At 42.3% G+C, this 15,938-nt stretch carries 11 protein-coding genes and 2 tRNA genes; 2 read left to right on the top strand and 11 right to left on the bottom strand.

What is annotated here, in order from left to right:
• Nucleotides 1-10: 10 nt before the first annotated feature.
• From K9E37_RS02020 to K9E37_RS02035, 4 genes are all read right to left on the bottom strand, one after another.
• The gene (locus K9E37_RS02020; protein WP_033888466.1) at nt 11-949 is read right to left on the bottom strand and encodes an RluA family pseudouridine synthase; all 939 of its coding nucleotides are present in this window, start codon (nt 947-949) and stop codon (nt 11-13) included.
• Nucleotides 942-1,436: a signal peptidase II gene (locus K9E37_RS02025; protein ID WP_033888518.1), complete on the bottom strand. Its 495-nt coding sequence runs from the start codon at nt 1,434-1,436 to the stop codon at nt 942-944. Before K9E37_RS02025 ends, K9E37_RS02020 begins: the two co-directional genes overlap by 8 nt.
• A gap of 96 nt (nt 1,437-1,532) precedes the next feature.
• Nucleotides 1,533-2,861, bottom strand: a complete 1,329-nt coding sequence (locus K9E37_RS02030; RefSeq protein WP_012914407.1) for a DivIVA domain-containing protein — start codon at nt 2,859-2,861, stop codon at nt 1,533-1,535.
• A 152-nt stretch (nt 2,862-3,013) separates the two neighbouring features.
• On the bottom strand, nt 3,014-3,292 hold the full coding sequence (locus K9E37_RS02035; RefSeq protein ID WP_012914408.1) for a YggT family protein: 279 nt from the start codon (nt 3,290-3,292) through the stop codon (nt 3,014-3,016).
• Nucleotides 3,293-3,465: 173 nt separating this feature from the next.
• Between K9E37_RS02035 and galE the strand changes: the two genes are divergently transcribed.
• A complete protein-coding gene (gene galE, locus K9E37_RS02040) occupies nt 3,466-4,476 on the top strand; it encodes a UDP-glucose 4-epimerase GalE (protein ID WP_004108540.1) in 1,011 nt (336 codons plus the stop codon).
• 48 nt (nt 4,477-4,524) lie between these two features.
• Here the strand turns inward: galE and K9E37_RS02045 are convergent.
• The 6 genes from K9E37_RS02045 to nrdD form a co-directional block, all read right to left on the bottom strand.
• Nucleotides 4,525-4,597 (bottom strand) — tRNA-Phe (locus tag K9E37_RS02045).
• 43 nt (nt 4,598-4,640) lie between these two features.
• Nucleotides 4,641-4,714: transfer RNA gene (locus K9E37_RS02050), tRNA-Asp, on the bottom strand.
• A 102-nt stretch (nt 4,715-4,816) separates the two neighbouring features.
• Nucleotides 4,817-6,868, bottom strand: coding sequence for an ABC transporter ATP-binding protein (locus tag K9E37_RS02055; protein WP_004108541.1), 2,052 nt, complete (start codon nt 6,866-6,868; stop codon nt 4,817-4,819).
• 2 nt (nt 6,869-6,870) lie between these two features.
• A complete protein-coding gene (locus K9E37_RS02060) occupies nt 6,871-8,721 on the bottom strand; it encodes an ABC transporter ATP-binding protein (protein ID WP_004108543.1) in 1,851 nt (616 codons plus the stop codon).
• Between the two features lie 857 nt (nt 8,722-9,578).
• Complete coding sequence (gene nrdG / locus K9E37_RS02065; RefSeq protein ID WP_004108545.1) at nt 9,579-10,286, bottom strand: anaerobic ribonucleoside-triphosphate reductase activating protein; 708 nt, start codon at nt 10,284-10,286, stop codon at nt 9,579-9,581.
• Nucleotides 10,287-10,506: 220 nt separating this feature from the next.
• Nucleotides 10,507-12,924, bottom strand: a complete 2,418-nt coding sequence (nrdD, locus tag K9E37_RS02070; protein ID WP_102703217.1) for an anaerobic ribonucleoside-triphosphate reductase — start codon at nt 12,922-12,924, stop codon at nt 10,507-10,509.
• A 269-nt stretch (nt 12,925-13,193) separates the two neighbouring features.
• On the opposite strand from nrdD, the gene K9E37_RS02075 reads away from it, so the two are divergent.
• Nucleotides 13,194-13,616: a DUF3052 domain-containing protein gene (locus K9E37_RS02075; RefSeq protein ID WP_004108549.1), complete on the top strand. Its 423-nt coding sequence runs from the start codon at nt 13,194-13,196 to the stop codon at nt 13,614-13,616.
• Nucleotides 13,617-13,996: 380 nt separating this feature from the next.
• Here the strand turns inward: K9E37_RS02075 and K9E37_RS02080 are convergent, their stop codons facing one another.
• Complete coding sequence (locus K9E37_RS02080; protein ID WP_076003031.1) at nt 13,997-15,847, bottom strand: DEAD/DEAH box helicase; 1,851 nt, start codon at nt 15,845-15,847, stop codon at nt 13,997-13,999.
• Nucleotides 15,848-15,938: the final 91 nt, after the last annotated feature.

Consider the following 15,938-nt stretch of genomic DNA (forward strand, 5'->3'; position numbering starts at 1 on the left):
TGCAAAAACGTTACTTTAATAATGCTCGCATAGCTTCTAACGCGTGTTGCAAATCAAGAGGATAATGCGACTTAACCGTCACTGATTTACCCGTGCGAGGATGTGTAAAAGTAAGTTCCATAGAATGCAACCATTGACGTTGCAACCCAAGTTTTTGAGCCAAAACTGGGTTCGCTCCATACATTGAATCCCCAACCAAAGGGTGACCTATAGACGAAAAATGGACGCGTATTTGATGTGTACGACCAGTTTCCAAATTAACGCTTACTAACGTTGCTTGACTAAAACGCTCAAGCACATCCCAGTGCGTAACAGCAGGCTTGCCGTCAGAAGTAATAGTAAAACGAAAATCAGATACTTTTGCGCGACCTATAGGAGCATCAATAGTAGCTTTATCTTGCGCTAAATCTCCTTGAACAAGCGCATGATACGTTTTTTTAACGATATGCTTTGCAAACTGATTTTTCATTACTTCATAAGCAAAATCTGTTTTACAAACTAGCATTAATCCGCTTGTTCCAACGTCTAATCTGCTTACGATTCCTTTGCGCGATTCGTCGCACAGCGTTGTTTTTATATCTATTCCAACAGCTTCTAGGCATTCTGGAACTGTCGGCCCACTCCATCCCTTTGCTGCGTGAGAGGCAACTCCAACAGGCTTATCTATTACAACAACATCGTCGTCGTTGTAAATAATTGGAATATTACATACAGAAGATTCATTATTTTGCTCTTCTTTTTGTTCTGCACTTTCTTTTTGATCGACAACAATCGTATCGCCATCTTGCAAAATGGAGGATTTTTGCGATTTTCTACCTAAGATTTTCGCTTGGTTACGCTCAATAAGAGATATCGCACTTGCACGCGAAACTCCCATTAGTTTTGATAAGCAAACATCAAATCTGCAGCCGGAAAATTGGCTTGTAACTTTAAAGCAAATATCACTCATCGGCATGCCCGAAAAGAGGAATCCCAATCAAAATAAGGCATACAACTGCGATTCCTGCAAACATAAGCTCAATATCTGCAACGTTCCCAACAGACCAACCGTAGTTTATAAAATCTACGACTTTGCCATTCAAAAAACCTTGAGCATATTGCGCTCTATCAATGAGGTTTCCGAAAGCTCCAGCAAACGCTAGAGCAAACGCAATAGTCCAATACAAAGATTTTGTGTGCTTAATAGCCGCTATCATGGCACCACAAGCAGCACAAGCTAATACGCTAATAACCCACGTAAAAGAAGAACCTAAGCCAAATGATGCTCCAGGATTTCGTACAAGAGTTAAAGAAAGCAAGTGCGGCACAAGCTCAATGTTTTTCCCGTCACTAAGCGTCGCCAAAGCCCAAAGTTTTGTTATGCGATCTAGCACAACACCAATAAAAACAATTAGTGCAAAAACGGCTACGCGAGTACGTAGCCGTTTCACACGCACATCTCTATGCGTCAATATTTATCCGATCTTTAGTAATTCAAATAGTATCGGTGCAGTGCGCAACATTTTAAAATATCAGTCACGCACTGCTAAAAACTACTCTTGCTTACCAGATTCTTCACCCTGCTTGTTGCCTAATGCAGCATAGGTATTTTCATCAGAAACTTGAGCAACCAACTGACCAAGGAAATCAGTCAAGCGAGTACGATATTCAGTCTCAAATTGCTTGAGGCTCTGAATATTTCCTTCAATAACTTGAGTTTGCTTCTCAAGATTCTCACGTACCTGACGAGCATATGCATCAGCAGCTGTACGAGTTGTAGAATCATAGTCTGCAGCACGATGCTGTACTTCAGCTTCATACTGGTCAGCTTGATCATGCGTCTGCTTAGAGTAATCATCAGCAGCTTGACGAACCTTACCAGAGTAAGCATCAGCCTCATTGTGAGCACGAGCAGCATAAGAATCAGCATCGCCGCGAGTACGAGTAGAGTAATCGTCAGCATCAGCATGAGTCTGCTTGCTGTATTCTTCAGCTTCAGAACGAGTGCGTGCAGAATATTCATCTGCCTTAGCAACAGTTTCGTTATAACGAGCTTGGCTTTCTTCAACAATTTGTTGAGCCTTAGCCTTGCCTTTATCTACATATTGATCATGCAATTGCATAGCAAGAGTCAACATTGCAGTTGCACGCTCTGGCTCAGAACCTTGTGCTTCTGCACCAGCACCAGCAATCTTTTGCAAGCTACCAGTTTCAGTATTTGGTTCCATCTTAGCAACCTGCTTTCGAAGCTGCTCTTCACGCTGACGAGACTCTTCCAACTGCTTGGAAAGTTCCTCAATCTTAGTGTTTTCTTGCTGAGTGACAACAAGCTGCTGGCGAACAGTTTCAAGCTCGCGACCCAAGTTTTCGCTGCTTGCACGGAAGTCGTCACGCTCGCGAGTAACAGTTTCAAGCTCTTTTTGAACCTGCTTAGCATTGTCTGCTTGAGCAGTTTGAGCAGTTAACTGATCTACCTGCGCACCCAAACCATCTAACTGTTCCTTCAACTGCTGGTTTTGAGCAGTCAAAGCACGATTACTTTCTTCAGCTTCACGCAACTTAGTTGCAGTAGCTTCAAGTTGAGAAGCAGCTTCATTTGATTCACCCTGCTTCTTAGAAGCATCACGCAATGCCTCATTTTCTTTAGTTAAGGATTCTACCTTAGAAGTTAACTCAGCAATCTTCGTATTCAAACCCGCAACATCACGGCCAAGAGATTGCGTGGAAGCCCCTAGGCCCTGCACTGCCTGCTGACCGAGTGCTTCTATTGTTTCTGTAACCTGATCGAGAAACTCGTCGACCTCGTCAACGTCATAACCTCCCTTAAAACGTACAATTTGGAAGGTATGCTCTCGAATGTCCTTAGGCGTCAACAGAGTCATATGCTTTACACCTCGCTTTTTGGGCATAGCCCTTTGATATATATCTATTCGATGCTATCACGTCCGCAGAAAATTAGTGCGGTTAATACAAAAATTTATGCAACAAAACGCCGCTTTTATAAAAATTACGCGTTAAAAAACCATAAACTCATCTATAACCAAATTTGAAGAACGTATAGAGCAAAATATAAAAGCATATAACTTACGTCAATACTAATATTTCCACAACGAGTTGGCGGAATAAACTTGCGCAATACGCGTAATGGCGGTTCTGTTATGAAATAAATAATCCGTATTAGAAAATTAAAAGCACCTCTAGGACGCATACGAGGAACAAGCACAAATAACCAATCTGCAACCATTCGAATAATCATTATTATCAAATAAGCGCGTATAATCACACGTAATATAGATAACGCAACAAATATCATTCGAACATCACCTTACAAAATAATACAACTAACACATTCAAGTTAAGCATACGCTGCAGAATCAAAATGCGAGAATAACAGATGTTATGCAACAGATGCATATCATTAAACTTCAGTTTTACGAGATATAATCTCACTGATTGTATTGATATTATTCAAAAGGAAGGTCGACAATGACTGTTCTTGTTACAGGTGGATGCGGATACATTGGAGCACATGTAGTTCACGCTTTACATGAAACAAAGCAAAATGTCGTCGTCGTTGACGATTTAAGCTACGGAAAGCCTACAAGAATTGAAGGCGCACGTCTTTATGGTATGGATATCTCTTCTCCTGATGCAGGAAAGCGACTTGCGCAAATTATGAAAGATGAGCACGTCGATGCTGTAATTCACTTTGCTGCTAGAAAGCAAGTTGGAGAGTCCGTAGAAAAGCCACTTTGGTATTATCAACAGAATATTAACGGCATGCTTAATGTGCTTGAAGGCATGAAAGATAGCGGAGTTAAGAAGCTCGTATTTTCTTCTTCTGCAGCAACTTATGGAGTACCTCCTGTTGAAGTTGTACCAGAAGATGTTGTGCCAATGTTGCCAATTAACCCTTATGGTCAAACCAAGCTTTTTGGCGAGTGGATGGCACGTGCTTGCGAGCACACATACGGAATTCGCTTCTGCGCACTGCGTTACTTCAACGTAGCTGGATGCGGTCCGGTGGAATTGGAAGATCCTGCGATTTTGAACTTAATTCCTATGCTTCTTGACAGACTACAGCGAGGAAAAGCACCTGCTATTTTTGGCGACGACTATCCTACTGCTGATGGCACTTGCATTCGCGACTATATTCACGTTTCTGATTTAGCAGACGCGCATATTGCGGCACTCACGTATTTGGATCGCGACGAGCGCAAGTACGATGCTTTTAACGTAGGAACTGGTAAGGGCACGTCTGTGCGCGAAATTGTTGACGAAGTGCGCAGAGTTACCGGTTTACCATTTAAAGAAACTGTTCTTGATCGCAGAGCTGGAGATCCTCCACAGCTTATTGGCAGCACGAAGCGAATTAACGAAGAAATGGGATGGCATGCTCGCTACGACGTTAAGGATATCGTAGAATCTGCTTGGGCAGCTTGGCAGGCAAATCCTGAGCATCATATTGATGTTGATTCGTGGAAGCAGCTTGACTAGCGAATAAAACAAAACGCGCGGCACAAATCGTGTCGCGCGTTTTTGTTGTGGCTCCGAGCGGGATCGATCCGCTGACCTAACGATTTTCAGTCGTTCGCTCTACCAACTGAGCTACAGAGCCATGACGAATAAAAAACCCGGCGAACCGGGTATTCTATTAATCGCGACCCCGGCCGGACTTGAACCGGTGACCTCCGCCGTGACAGGGCGGCGCTCTAACCAACTGAGCTACGGGGCCGTGGCTTTGTTCTCTCGAACAGCCGAGTCACTATCTTACAGAATCCTTAGCAAAATGCAAGTGCCGCGCGTGTTCGGCGTGTTGCCGCACAAAATCAAGCTATTATTCAAGCTCAACAGCTCCAGTGCAAAGCTGATAATACTCCCCACGTTTTGCCAATAATTCCTCATGTGAACCGCGCTCAATAATGCGACCGTGATCCAGCACCATAATCACATCAGCATTGCGCACTGTAGACAGTCTGTGAGCGATTACAAACACAGTACGCCTTTCCATCAAAGAATCCATTCCATGCTGAACTAACTCTTCAGTATGCGTGTCAATCGATGAAGTTGCTTCATCGAGAATCAACACAGGCGGATTTTCTACTGCAGCACGAGCAATAGAAATAAGCTGCTTCTGACCTTGAGAAAGCCCTTCACCACCATTGTTAAGCTGCGTATTGTATCCGTCAGGAAGATGAGAAATAAACGCGTCAGCATGAGCTAATTTTGCAGCTTGAATACAATCTTCGTCGCTAGCATCAAGATTTCCATAACGAATATTGTCCATTATTGTGCCTGTAAATAAATTCACATCTTGCAAAACAGTGCCAATAGCGTGGCGCAAATCCGTTTTGCAAATATCGCGCACGTCAATGCCATCATACAAAATTTGCCCATCATCGATGTCGTAAAAACGCGTAAGAAGGTTAGCAATAGTAGTTTTTCCAGCACCTGTAGCTCCAACAAGAGCAACTTTTTGACCAGGTTTTGCAAACCACGTAATATCGTGTAAAACAGGATGATTTTCTTTGTAACCAAACACAACATCCGTAAAACGCACGTCGCCTCGAAGCAAAGTATAGCGGCCATCCTTAGAAGTGCGAGCATCTCGCTTTGCATGGCACACAATCTCTTGAGCCATTTCACTTAAGTTTTGAGCGCGCTTTTTAGCTTTAGTACCATTATCTTGCTTTGATCTTTTCCAAGCCCAATAAATATTGCTTCCTTCAGATTGTTCATCTACTTCTTCAAGCACATCAAATGCTGATTTTTCTCCAAGATCTTCATCAGACTGAAGTACACGCACTTTAACTAATTGCACACTGCCAGAATCAAGTTCTGGCTTTTCATCAAGTAACTCAAAAATACGAGAAGCTCCTGCAAGAGCCATCATAAGTGCGTTAGCTTGCATTGTAATTTCGCCAATAGGGTTAATAAATGCGCGCGAAAGTGCCAGCAAAGATATAAGTGTACCCAATGTAAGAGTACTAGATCCAGCTAATCCCAGCGTTGGCAGACCTGCTGAAGCAGCCCACGCACCGAGTAAAGCAATTAATACATAAAGCAAATAGCTTGCATTACTAATAACAGGCATTACATTATTTGCATAAGAATTTGCACTTGCAGAAATTTTTTGCACTTTTTCTATGCAATTATCTAATTTTTCAATAGAATCTGCCTCATGATTAAAAATTTTAATCACTTTGCTGCCTGTTGCAGATTCTTCAACAAACTCATTTAGCTCACCTAATGCATGCTGGAATTGCTCAAATAGACTGCCAGATTTCTTTAGCATAAAACGCACTAAATAAAGCAATATTGCAGTAAATATAACTACAAAAACTGCAACCGGAAGCGATAGACACATAATAGATATAAACGCTGCCAAAATCGACATTAGCGCAGAAAAAGAGTCCGGAAATGCCCACGAAATTGCCTCACGAAGAACCTCAGTATCGTTTGTGTAACGGCTCATAATATCGCCGTAACCTTGAGAATCTAAGTAACGCAATGAAAGCTTCTGCTGATGCTTAAACATAGAATCTCGCAAATCACGCATAACACTTTCAGATATATTCGCAACAAGTCTGCTCCAAAGCCAAGAACAAAACACACCAACAGCGTAAACACTTGCCATCAGAATAATCATGCGAACAAGAGGCGTCCAATCCTGATTATGCTTACCGACAAGCGGAAGAATATACGAGTCCACAAGAGATTGCAAAAACACTGCACTTGCAGCTTGCACAATTGCGCTAACTATTATTGATGCAATAATTACGTAAATTTTAACTCGATACACCAGCACATAAGAGGCAAGTCTGCTAAGAGTTTCCCAACTAATAGCTGAATCATTTTTAGAAGAGTGAGCCGTTTTATTCTTAGCCATTGTTATTTAGCTCCTTCTTCTTTAGTTGCGCCAGTTATGCTACTTTTTTCTTGAGAAATCGCCATATTTCTGTAAAATTCACAAGACTTAAATAATTCATCATGCGAACCGTTAGCAACAACACGACCATCTTTAAGAACAACAATAATATCTGCATGTTCGATTGAAGATATGCGCTGAGCAACGATAATTTGCGTAGAATCAGGCATAAACTTTTTCAAGCCATCGCGAATTTTACTATCAGTTTTCATATCAACTGCACTCATCGAGTCGTCAAGGATTAAAATTTTCGGCTTCCTCAAAAGTGCGCGCGCAATGCACAAACGCTGTCGCTGACCACCGGAAACATTCTTACCGCCCTGATCAATATGCGTATTGTAGCCATCTGGTAAATCTTTAATAAACTCATCAGCACAAGCAATTTCGCAAGCTTGACGCAAATCATCATCGCTTGCTTCCGCTCTACCCCAGCGAAGATTTTCTGCAATTGTGCCACTAAACAAAATATTTTTTTGTAGAACAACGCCAACTTCTCCACGCAAACTAGAAGAATCATAATCGCGAATATCTTTTCCACCTACAAAAAGAGTGCCAGAAGTTACGTCATAAAGTCTTGCAATTAATTGCACTAAACTTGATTTTCCAGATCCCGTTGCACCAACAACACCAACAGTTGCTCCAGAAGGAATAGATATATTTATATCATGTAAAATTTCCTGTTCTGCTGGGGCAGATTCATCTGTATTATCTGATTGAGGATAGCGTAACGAAACATTTTCAAAACGCACAGAAGCGTCAGAAAGCTTTGTCAGCGGATGCTTGGAAACAACTTCAGTATTTCGAGATTGCAAAACATGTGAAATACGATGCATCGAAGCTCGAGCTGTTAACGACATTACAAAAACTGCAACTAAATTCGCTAAAGCAAACAAAATTTGCAAAGCATACACTACTAATGCAGCAAGATTTCCTGTTGTTAAACCAAAAGCAGGATTATTTCCCGAAGCCACAATTTCGTGCGAAGCCAACCACGCAATAAGTAGCATGCCAGAATAAAAACATAAGTTAAACAAAGGAATACTACAATTTAACACATACTCAGCTTTAATAAAATAATCATAGATTTTATGTGAAATACGCGTAAAACGACTTATTTCATAATCAGAACGCACATAAGACTTTACGACGCGAATATTATGCAAATTCTCGCCAACTCTATTATTCATCTCGTCAATCATTCGATAAATTCGAGAAAATGCTGGAGCAACTATACTAGCTCCAACAGCGCCAATTGCACCAATAATAGGCACGAATGAAAGAAAAACCCACGAGATAGCAGGGCTAATTGAAAAAGTAAACCACCAAGCAGTGATGATAATCATAACGCTGCGAACACCAGAGCGAATAATCATTTGGTAAGCAAATTGCACATTTGACACATCGCTAGTCATACGCGTAACAACAGTGCCGCTAGAAAACTTATCTAAATCAGAAAAACTTAAACTTTGTAAGCGTGAAAACATGTTGTGACGTAAATTTTTACCGAAACCAGCACTAGAATGCGCACAACAAATACCAGAAATAACGCCTGCAATCATTGCAATTGCAGCAAAAATAAGCAATTGCAAACCATAATATTGCACAGCTTCTTGAGAACGTGACATAATGCCAAAATCAATAAGATTTGACATTACTGTAGGAATCTCAATTTGCATAGCAGCTTCAACGAGAATAGTAACAACTGTTAAAACGCCAAGAAAACGGTACTTTTTTAAAGATAACAGAATCGTACGCAATGCGCGAGGAGAATTATTGCTAATTTTTCGTGAATTGTTCTTCGGCTTTTCTGCCATTGCATCCCTTCCCCTACATAACGTCATGCGTAGGTTTAATAATATCACTTCTTCAATACATATTTGAATTATTGCGCATGGCGCATTTCCGTATTGAGTTACTTCATTACCAAATGCATAAATAGATGAATCTTTGACATAGTAGTATACAGACAAATCACATACGAAAAAGTGCTTCTACACATTCAAATTATAAACAACGATTGATTTCATCTTATAAAAAATTATATAATGAAAAGTGTATATTCGCATGTATAAAGAGGTACTGTCATGAATATAAAAAAGCTATTAATAGAATACTTACTTGCTCAGTAGCATTATCCATGTCTTTTTTACTATCATTGCAAGTTCAAGCCAACACCCAAGAAGAAACTTATGAGTAACACAAAGATAGTTGGCGCTGTAGCACAGCAGAAAGGCATTCGTGTCGACTTGCAGTGAGAATTTCCACATTAATATCAACAATTATGTGAGGAACAATATGAACAGCAAACACATAGTTCTACTGCCAATAACGCTGCTTTGTTATATTTCGTCAGCTATTTATTTCTTTAAACAATTGAAGGACTTAAAAGACGATAACACTTGTATTAATACTGTTAGTCTCACCATTCAAGCATTCGTCCTATTAATATTACTAATCTATCTTTTATATTTATGCAAAGAAAAAACATACCCAACTGTATATCGTTTAGTTACAGTATTTATGAGCATAGTTAGCATAATTCTTTTGACAGTTTGCAATACAGATGTTACTAGGTTAATTATATTTAGCTTAACATGTGTATATGTATGCATTCTTATAATCGTCCGCAAACATTGTTAAATATATCGTATGAGTGGCGCATTCAATAGGATTACGAAGCGTCGCCTTCGCCTTGCGCGCGGTCTTTTCCGTAAATCGACGGAATAAAACGCTCCTGATCGTGAAGCTTTTCCCAGATTACAGGAGGATTTTGCGGATTTTCCAGAGACTTTGGCACATCGATAATTCGTTGATTACTAGAACCGCGGAATTGCAAAAGCGAATCATGCAAATCTTTCATATAACGGCCGTCAACAAGAATATCAATGTAACGCAAAAGCTCAAGCTTATCAGGCGTCTCCCCTGGGCGCATAAGCTCTTCCCAAGTGTATCCAGTCCAACTCCAAATGTCTTTTGTATTGCCAAACTCTTTCCTAATACGCTTGCAAAGAGGCAGCAAAATGCCCGTATTAAGCAACGGCTCGCCGCCAAGAAGCGTTAAACCTTGCACATAAGGCTGCGCTAAATCTTCCATGATTTGATCTTCAAGCTTTTGAGTATAAGGATGCCCAGCGCGAAAATCCCAAATCGACTCGTTATAGCACTCAACGCAATGGAACGGGCAGCCGGAAACGTAAAGCGAGCAACGAATTCCTTCGCCGTCTGTCATCAAAAAACGCTTATAATCGGCGATCATCCCCTGGCTCATGCGCTCACTAGACCACTGTCCTGCGCGAGGATTATTGGAAAGAGAGGTAGGAATCCACGGTCCACGATTCACATCTGCAGGCGCAAAATCGTGCAAACTCATGCGAGCCATATCCAACCCCCTTCCAAACCGAATAAACAACTAAAAAATAAACAACCAAATTTGCGAAAATAAAATAAATCCAGCCGTTAGAAAGTGCAATCACAAAATGCAATACATTTCTAACGGCCAGATTATCACCAAACAACAAACACAAGAAAAGCTATTGATTTAGCTAAATTATCTAGTCATACTTATTTTACTAAGTTTCAACATAGTAAATTAGCTAAGTTTATTTTGTTTCCTCATACCATTCACGAGACTCACCGTTGTTAAGAGTCACATGGCCAGTTTCGCCAGACATGTGCTTTACGCGGTGAGCGATTTCTTCGTGACGACCGTGAACCATTGGACGCTGAACAGGATTGCCCAAGTAACCGCAAGTACGCTTAGTCACATTGCACTTATCTGGGTCGCTGTTGCCGCACTCCGGGCAACGGAAGCCTTCTTTAGTCGGCTCAAAATCACCCTGGAATCCACAAACGAAGCAGTGATCGATTGGCGTATTCGTACCCAAGTAGCCGATGCCAATCTTGTAAGCGTAATCCCAAACAGCTTCCAAAGCCTTAGGATTTGCCTGCAAGCATGGGAACTCGCAGTAGTTAATAAAACCGCCGGAAGCAAGATACGGGAAGTCAACCTCGTAGCGAAGCTTCTCCATAGGAGTTGGCTGCAACCAAACCGGGTAATGGAAGGAATTAGTGTAGAAGTCGTGATCAGTTACGCCTTCAATGCGACCGAACTTCTGGCGATCCATGCGGTTAAAGCGGTCAGTCAAAGACTCAGCAGGAGTTGAGTAAACGGAGTAATGATAGCCTTCAGCCTTTGACCACTGCTGGCAAAGCTTATTCATGCGGCGAACCAAAGAAAGCGCAAATTCCTTGCCTTCCTCATTCCAGCTGTGATCTTGCATCCAATCCTTGCCGAAGAACACGGCCGTAGTTTCGTACAAACCAATGTAGCCAAGAGAAACAGTTGCGCGCTCATTACGGAACAACTGATCCACACTCTCGTTAGCTTCCAAACGACCAAAAGCACCGTAACGGAACAGCGTTGGAGCATTTACAGGAGTTGCCTGCTTGCAACGCATAATACGGAATCGCAAAGCTTGGTGAGCTACTTCCATACGCTCGTCGAAAAGCTTCCAGAAGCGAGTCACATCGCCGTGAGATTCAAGAGCAATACGTGGCATGTTAACAGTTACAACGCCAAGATTCATACGGCCATCTTCAACGTCCTTGCCGGTCTTTGGATCAATCCAACCCTGAAGGAACGAACGGCAACCCATAGGAGCCTTGAAGGAGCCAGTAATCTTCACAATATTCTCGTAGAACACAACGTCTGGGTACATGCGCTTTGTAGAGCACTCAAGCGCAAGCTGCTTCAAATCGTAGTTCGGGTCGCCAGCGTCCGCGTTAACACCGTGCTTAATAGTAAACACAAGCTTAGGGAAGATTGCAGTATGACGATCTTTGCCGAGACCACGAATACGGTTAAGCAAAATAGCGCGCTGAATTTCACGAGCAAACCAAGAAGTACCCAAGCCAAAGCCAACAGTTACGAACGGAGTCTGACCGTTAGAAACGCGGTTGGAATTGATTTGATATTCCATTGTTTGCATAGCGTCGTAAATAGCCTTACGCGTCATAATCTTTGCGTAAACTTCACGAAGCTGATCAAGCTCGCTCAAATTTTCATCAAAAGGAGTATCAGCAGGCAGTGGATCCCTGTCCAAGCAGTGGAGATTCTTAGGCTCCTGAGCCTTCAAGCCGTCAATCATATCTTTTGCGACTTGAATTGGCGTGGAATCAGGGATCATTGCGTGTGCCATAGCAAGATTCTTGTCGTAATCGCACTTAGCGTAAGGCTCAAGCATTTCGTCAGCGCGATTAACAGTCTGACCACCGTATTGCGCGCCAGCAATATCCTTAATAATTTGCGTAACCTGAGTTGCAGCAGTACCAATAGACTTTGGACTATCCATCATTGCATTACCAAGAGCAAATCCCTTAGCAAGCATATCGCCAAAATCAGGAAGCGAGCAGTTGCTCATGCAAGTAAATGGCGAATAATCAGCGTCATGGAAGTGAATATCACCCTTCATATGAGCGTTAGAAACTGCGTGAGGAAGCATAGAGAACGCAGAAGCTTTAGAAACAGCACCTGCAAGAAGATCACGCTGAGTTGCATAAACATTAGAATCCTTATTTGCGTTTTCACGAACAAGAGACTCATCACGATTTACAAGACGGTTAACAGCCTCGTTGATATCAGTAGCTTTAGCGCGGTCTATATCTCGGTTCAGTCGGTAGCTCGTGTAGCAACGAGCAACCTCATAAAGGTGATTTTCAATAAGACTATGCTCAACCAAGGTCTGAATATCTTCAATCTTCGCCGGGCCATTGTAACGATCTTGAATTTCAGCCTCAATATGATCAGAAATATTACGAATCAACTGCTCTTCTTGCGGACCGACTTCCTTGCCCAAATCCTTAAAAGCAGCCTTGATTGCCATAATGATATTCAGCGGATCAAAATCAACTACGCGACCATCGCGCTTTTCGACCTGCACGCGAGAAACTGGAACTTCAACTACATCATCCGTACAATTTTCTGCGCTTGTGACAGCAGTTTCTTCCAAAACCTGCATCGGTACAGACCTTTCTCAAACACTGTTCCTTCTAGCAAAATCTCTCGTTGCAAACATGGGAACTATTTCTAACAACTCGCTCTACTATAACCCAACTCATGCACAATATCTAGGGCAAGACGCAAAGATAACCACCTATATATAGTGATTTATGTCACAATCGCGATTTTTGCGGCGTGTCCTGGTGTGTCGTAATTGATAAACGATAAATTACTGAATACACGCCGTTAAATGTGCGCACTTCGTGACGCTTTGATATATTAAATCACGTGGAACAGATAGCTTTTCAGCATGCACAGGAATTCGGATTCCAACCAGGAGACGTTGTCCAACAATGGCTCTGGGATGACGATGTTGACGAAACAATTTGCGAAAGCATCGAGAAACTTACCGGCGAAGAGTTGGTAGATGAGGATTACGACGCTGCTGTTGATGGTGTGATTATTTGGTGGCGCGACGGCGACGACGAAGATGAGCTCGCAGACACTATTATGGATGCCACAAATATGCTTGACAATGACGCTCCTATGTGGGTTCTTACTCCAAAACCAGGTCGCGAAGGTTCCCCAAGTTCTAGTACCGTTCAATCTGCAGCAAAAACAGCTGGCATGAACGCAGCCACTCCGTTAACCGTAAGCACTGACTGGAACGGCGTTCAACTGCGCGCATTTGGTAAAGGTCAATCTAAATAAGTATTTGCTAATTGGCTTAACTAGTTTAACCGACTGTTGACTTGCTTAACAGGCTGATTAACTGATTACTAAGTTGCTTATTGCTTGCCAACTTGCTACTTACTTTTGTAGTATTGCTGCTGTTTTGTCGAAAACACCAAACCAGTTGATGTTATGTATAAAACATAGGGCAATTCTGTCGAAAACACATAATCATTCGGCGAAATAGACAAAAATACAAGAATAACGTAAATAAAAAGCGCGAGGAGAAAAATATCACAGCCTCGCACCACAACAGACAAGAAAACTAAAGCGAAAACAAAAGCCGGAAAATCACTGGCGAATGTTATCAAAAGTAGTGAAAACGAAAACAAATGCTGTAAAACACACAGCATTTGTTTCTAAAACTCACGACCGAAGCGATGAACACGACTACCACGTTCGCCACGTTTACCGTGCCAACGACGTTCGCTGCGTTCACCACGTTCACCACGTTCACTGCGCTCACCACGTTGCCCACGTACGCGCCCGCGCCCACCGCGTCCACGACCGCGACCTTTACGCTTCTGCTGCTCCGGCTCCGGCATACTCCAGCCTTCTTGAAGCTCGGCAGCTTCACCAACAATCTCATCTAGAACTGATGAAGAAGGACTCACATCCTCAGCTTTCGCATGAATTCCAGCCTTACGAAGCATCATATGAGCAGCGCGCTTCTGATTAGGAAGCACAAGCGTTACGACATCGCCTTCTTCACCAGCTCGAGCAGTGCGACCCGAACGATGCAAGAAAGACTTAGGATCCTCAGGAGGCTCAGTTTGCACAACTAATGCAACGTCGCTAATATCAATACCTCGCGCAGCAACGTCCGTAGCAACCAGCACGCGCACCAAGCCTTCAGCAAACACAGCCAAATGACGATCTCGCTGATTCTGCGACAAATTACCTTGCAAATCAACTGCAGGAATACCTTGCTGCACAAATTTTTTCGCCATATTCTTCGCTTGATATTTTGTGCGCGTAAAGAATATAGAACGTTTCCTTCCGGAAGCAAGCTTTCGCAAAACTTCGTATTTATCCCCTGCAGACACAGCAAAAATATGATGCGTCATAGTGTCAACTTGGCAATCAGCATCATCCACAGCATGGACGACAGCATTTGGAAGGAAACGCTCAACTAATGTAGAAACTTGCTTATCAAGCGTTGCAGAAAACAGCATGCGTTGACCATCTGGCGCAACTTGCTCAAGAAGTCTAGTAACAGCAGGAAGGAATCCCATATCCGCCATTTCATCTGCTTCATCAAGCACGCTAACCATTACTTTTTCAAGCGTAAGTGCTCCTTGACGCAGCAAATCTTCCAAACGTCCAGGGCAAGCAAGCACAATCTGCGCACCCTGCTTAAGTTGCGATACCTGACGCTGGTATCTCACACCTCCATACACTGTCACAGTACGCATGCCATAAGCTGCAGCAAGCGGCGCTATTACGTCATCAATTTGATGCACAAGCTCGCGAGTTGGAGCAAGAATTATTGCTCTAGGAGCAGGAATTTCACTAGACTCGCGTGACTTACGATTTTTATCAGAATGAATTAAATCAACAAAATTCTCAGCTAAACGCGCAACAAGTGGAATAGAAAATGCTAATGTTTTACCACTTCCTGTGCGACCTCGCCCTAGAATATTCGCACCTTGTAATGAATCAGGAAGCGTTGCTTGCTGAATTGGGAATGCAGTAGTTTTCCCATCAGCACGCAACACTTCTACCAAGGGCTCTGGGACTCCAAGTTGCGCAAAAGTGACATCGTCACGGTAATTTTCACAAGATTCAATAGCAGAGTCTGGAATAATTGTTGCGTTATGAGAATCTTGATTTTGCTTTTTTGAAGTAGGACGCAAAGATATTGCAGAATTTTGTTTTGTATTATGAGATTTTGCAATATCATTTTTAACAACATTATTTTTATCAATATTATGCTTAGCAAAATTATTTTTAGCAAAATCTTGTTCAGCATCCGCAATAGCTACTTCTTCATAGCGCAAGGCTTTTTCGCGCGCTTTTTGACGAGCTTTTTCTGCTTTGCGATTTCGCTCCCTGCGCGAATTGAACTCGTGATTAGAACCGTAATTTTTATGACTACCCTGATATTCAAAAGGATTGCGTTTTTCAGCTGATTTCCTAGTATTTTTGACGTTCTTGGTATTCTTCGCGCCTCGCTTTTGGGCGAACGCAGCATGATGAGTATGCGGCACAATAGCCTTTCGTAAAATATGTGTATTCAAAACTTAAATTTCAAAACGTGAACTAATCGAGCCTAGCACACGCCTGGCACAATCACGGCAA

Origin of the sequence: Gardnerella swidsinskii (assembly GCF_023277705.1) — a bacterium.
Taxonomy (GTDB): Bacteria; Actinomycetota; Actinomycetes; order Actinomycetales; family Bifidobacteriaceae; genus Bifidobacterium; species Bifidobacterium swidsinskii.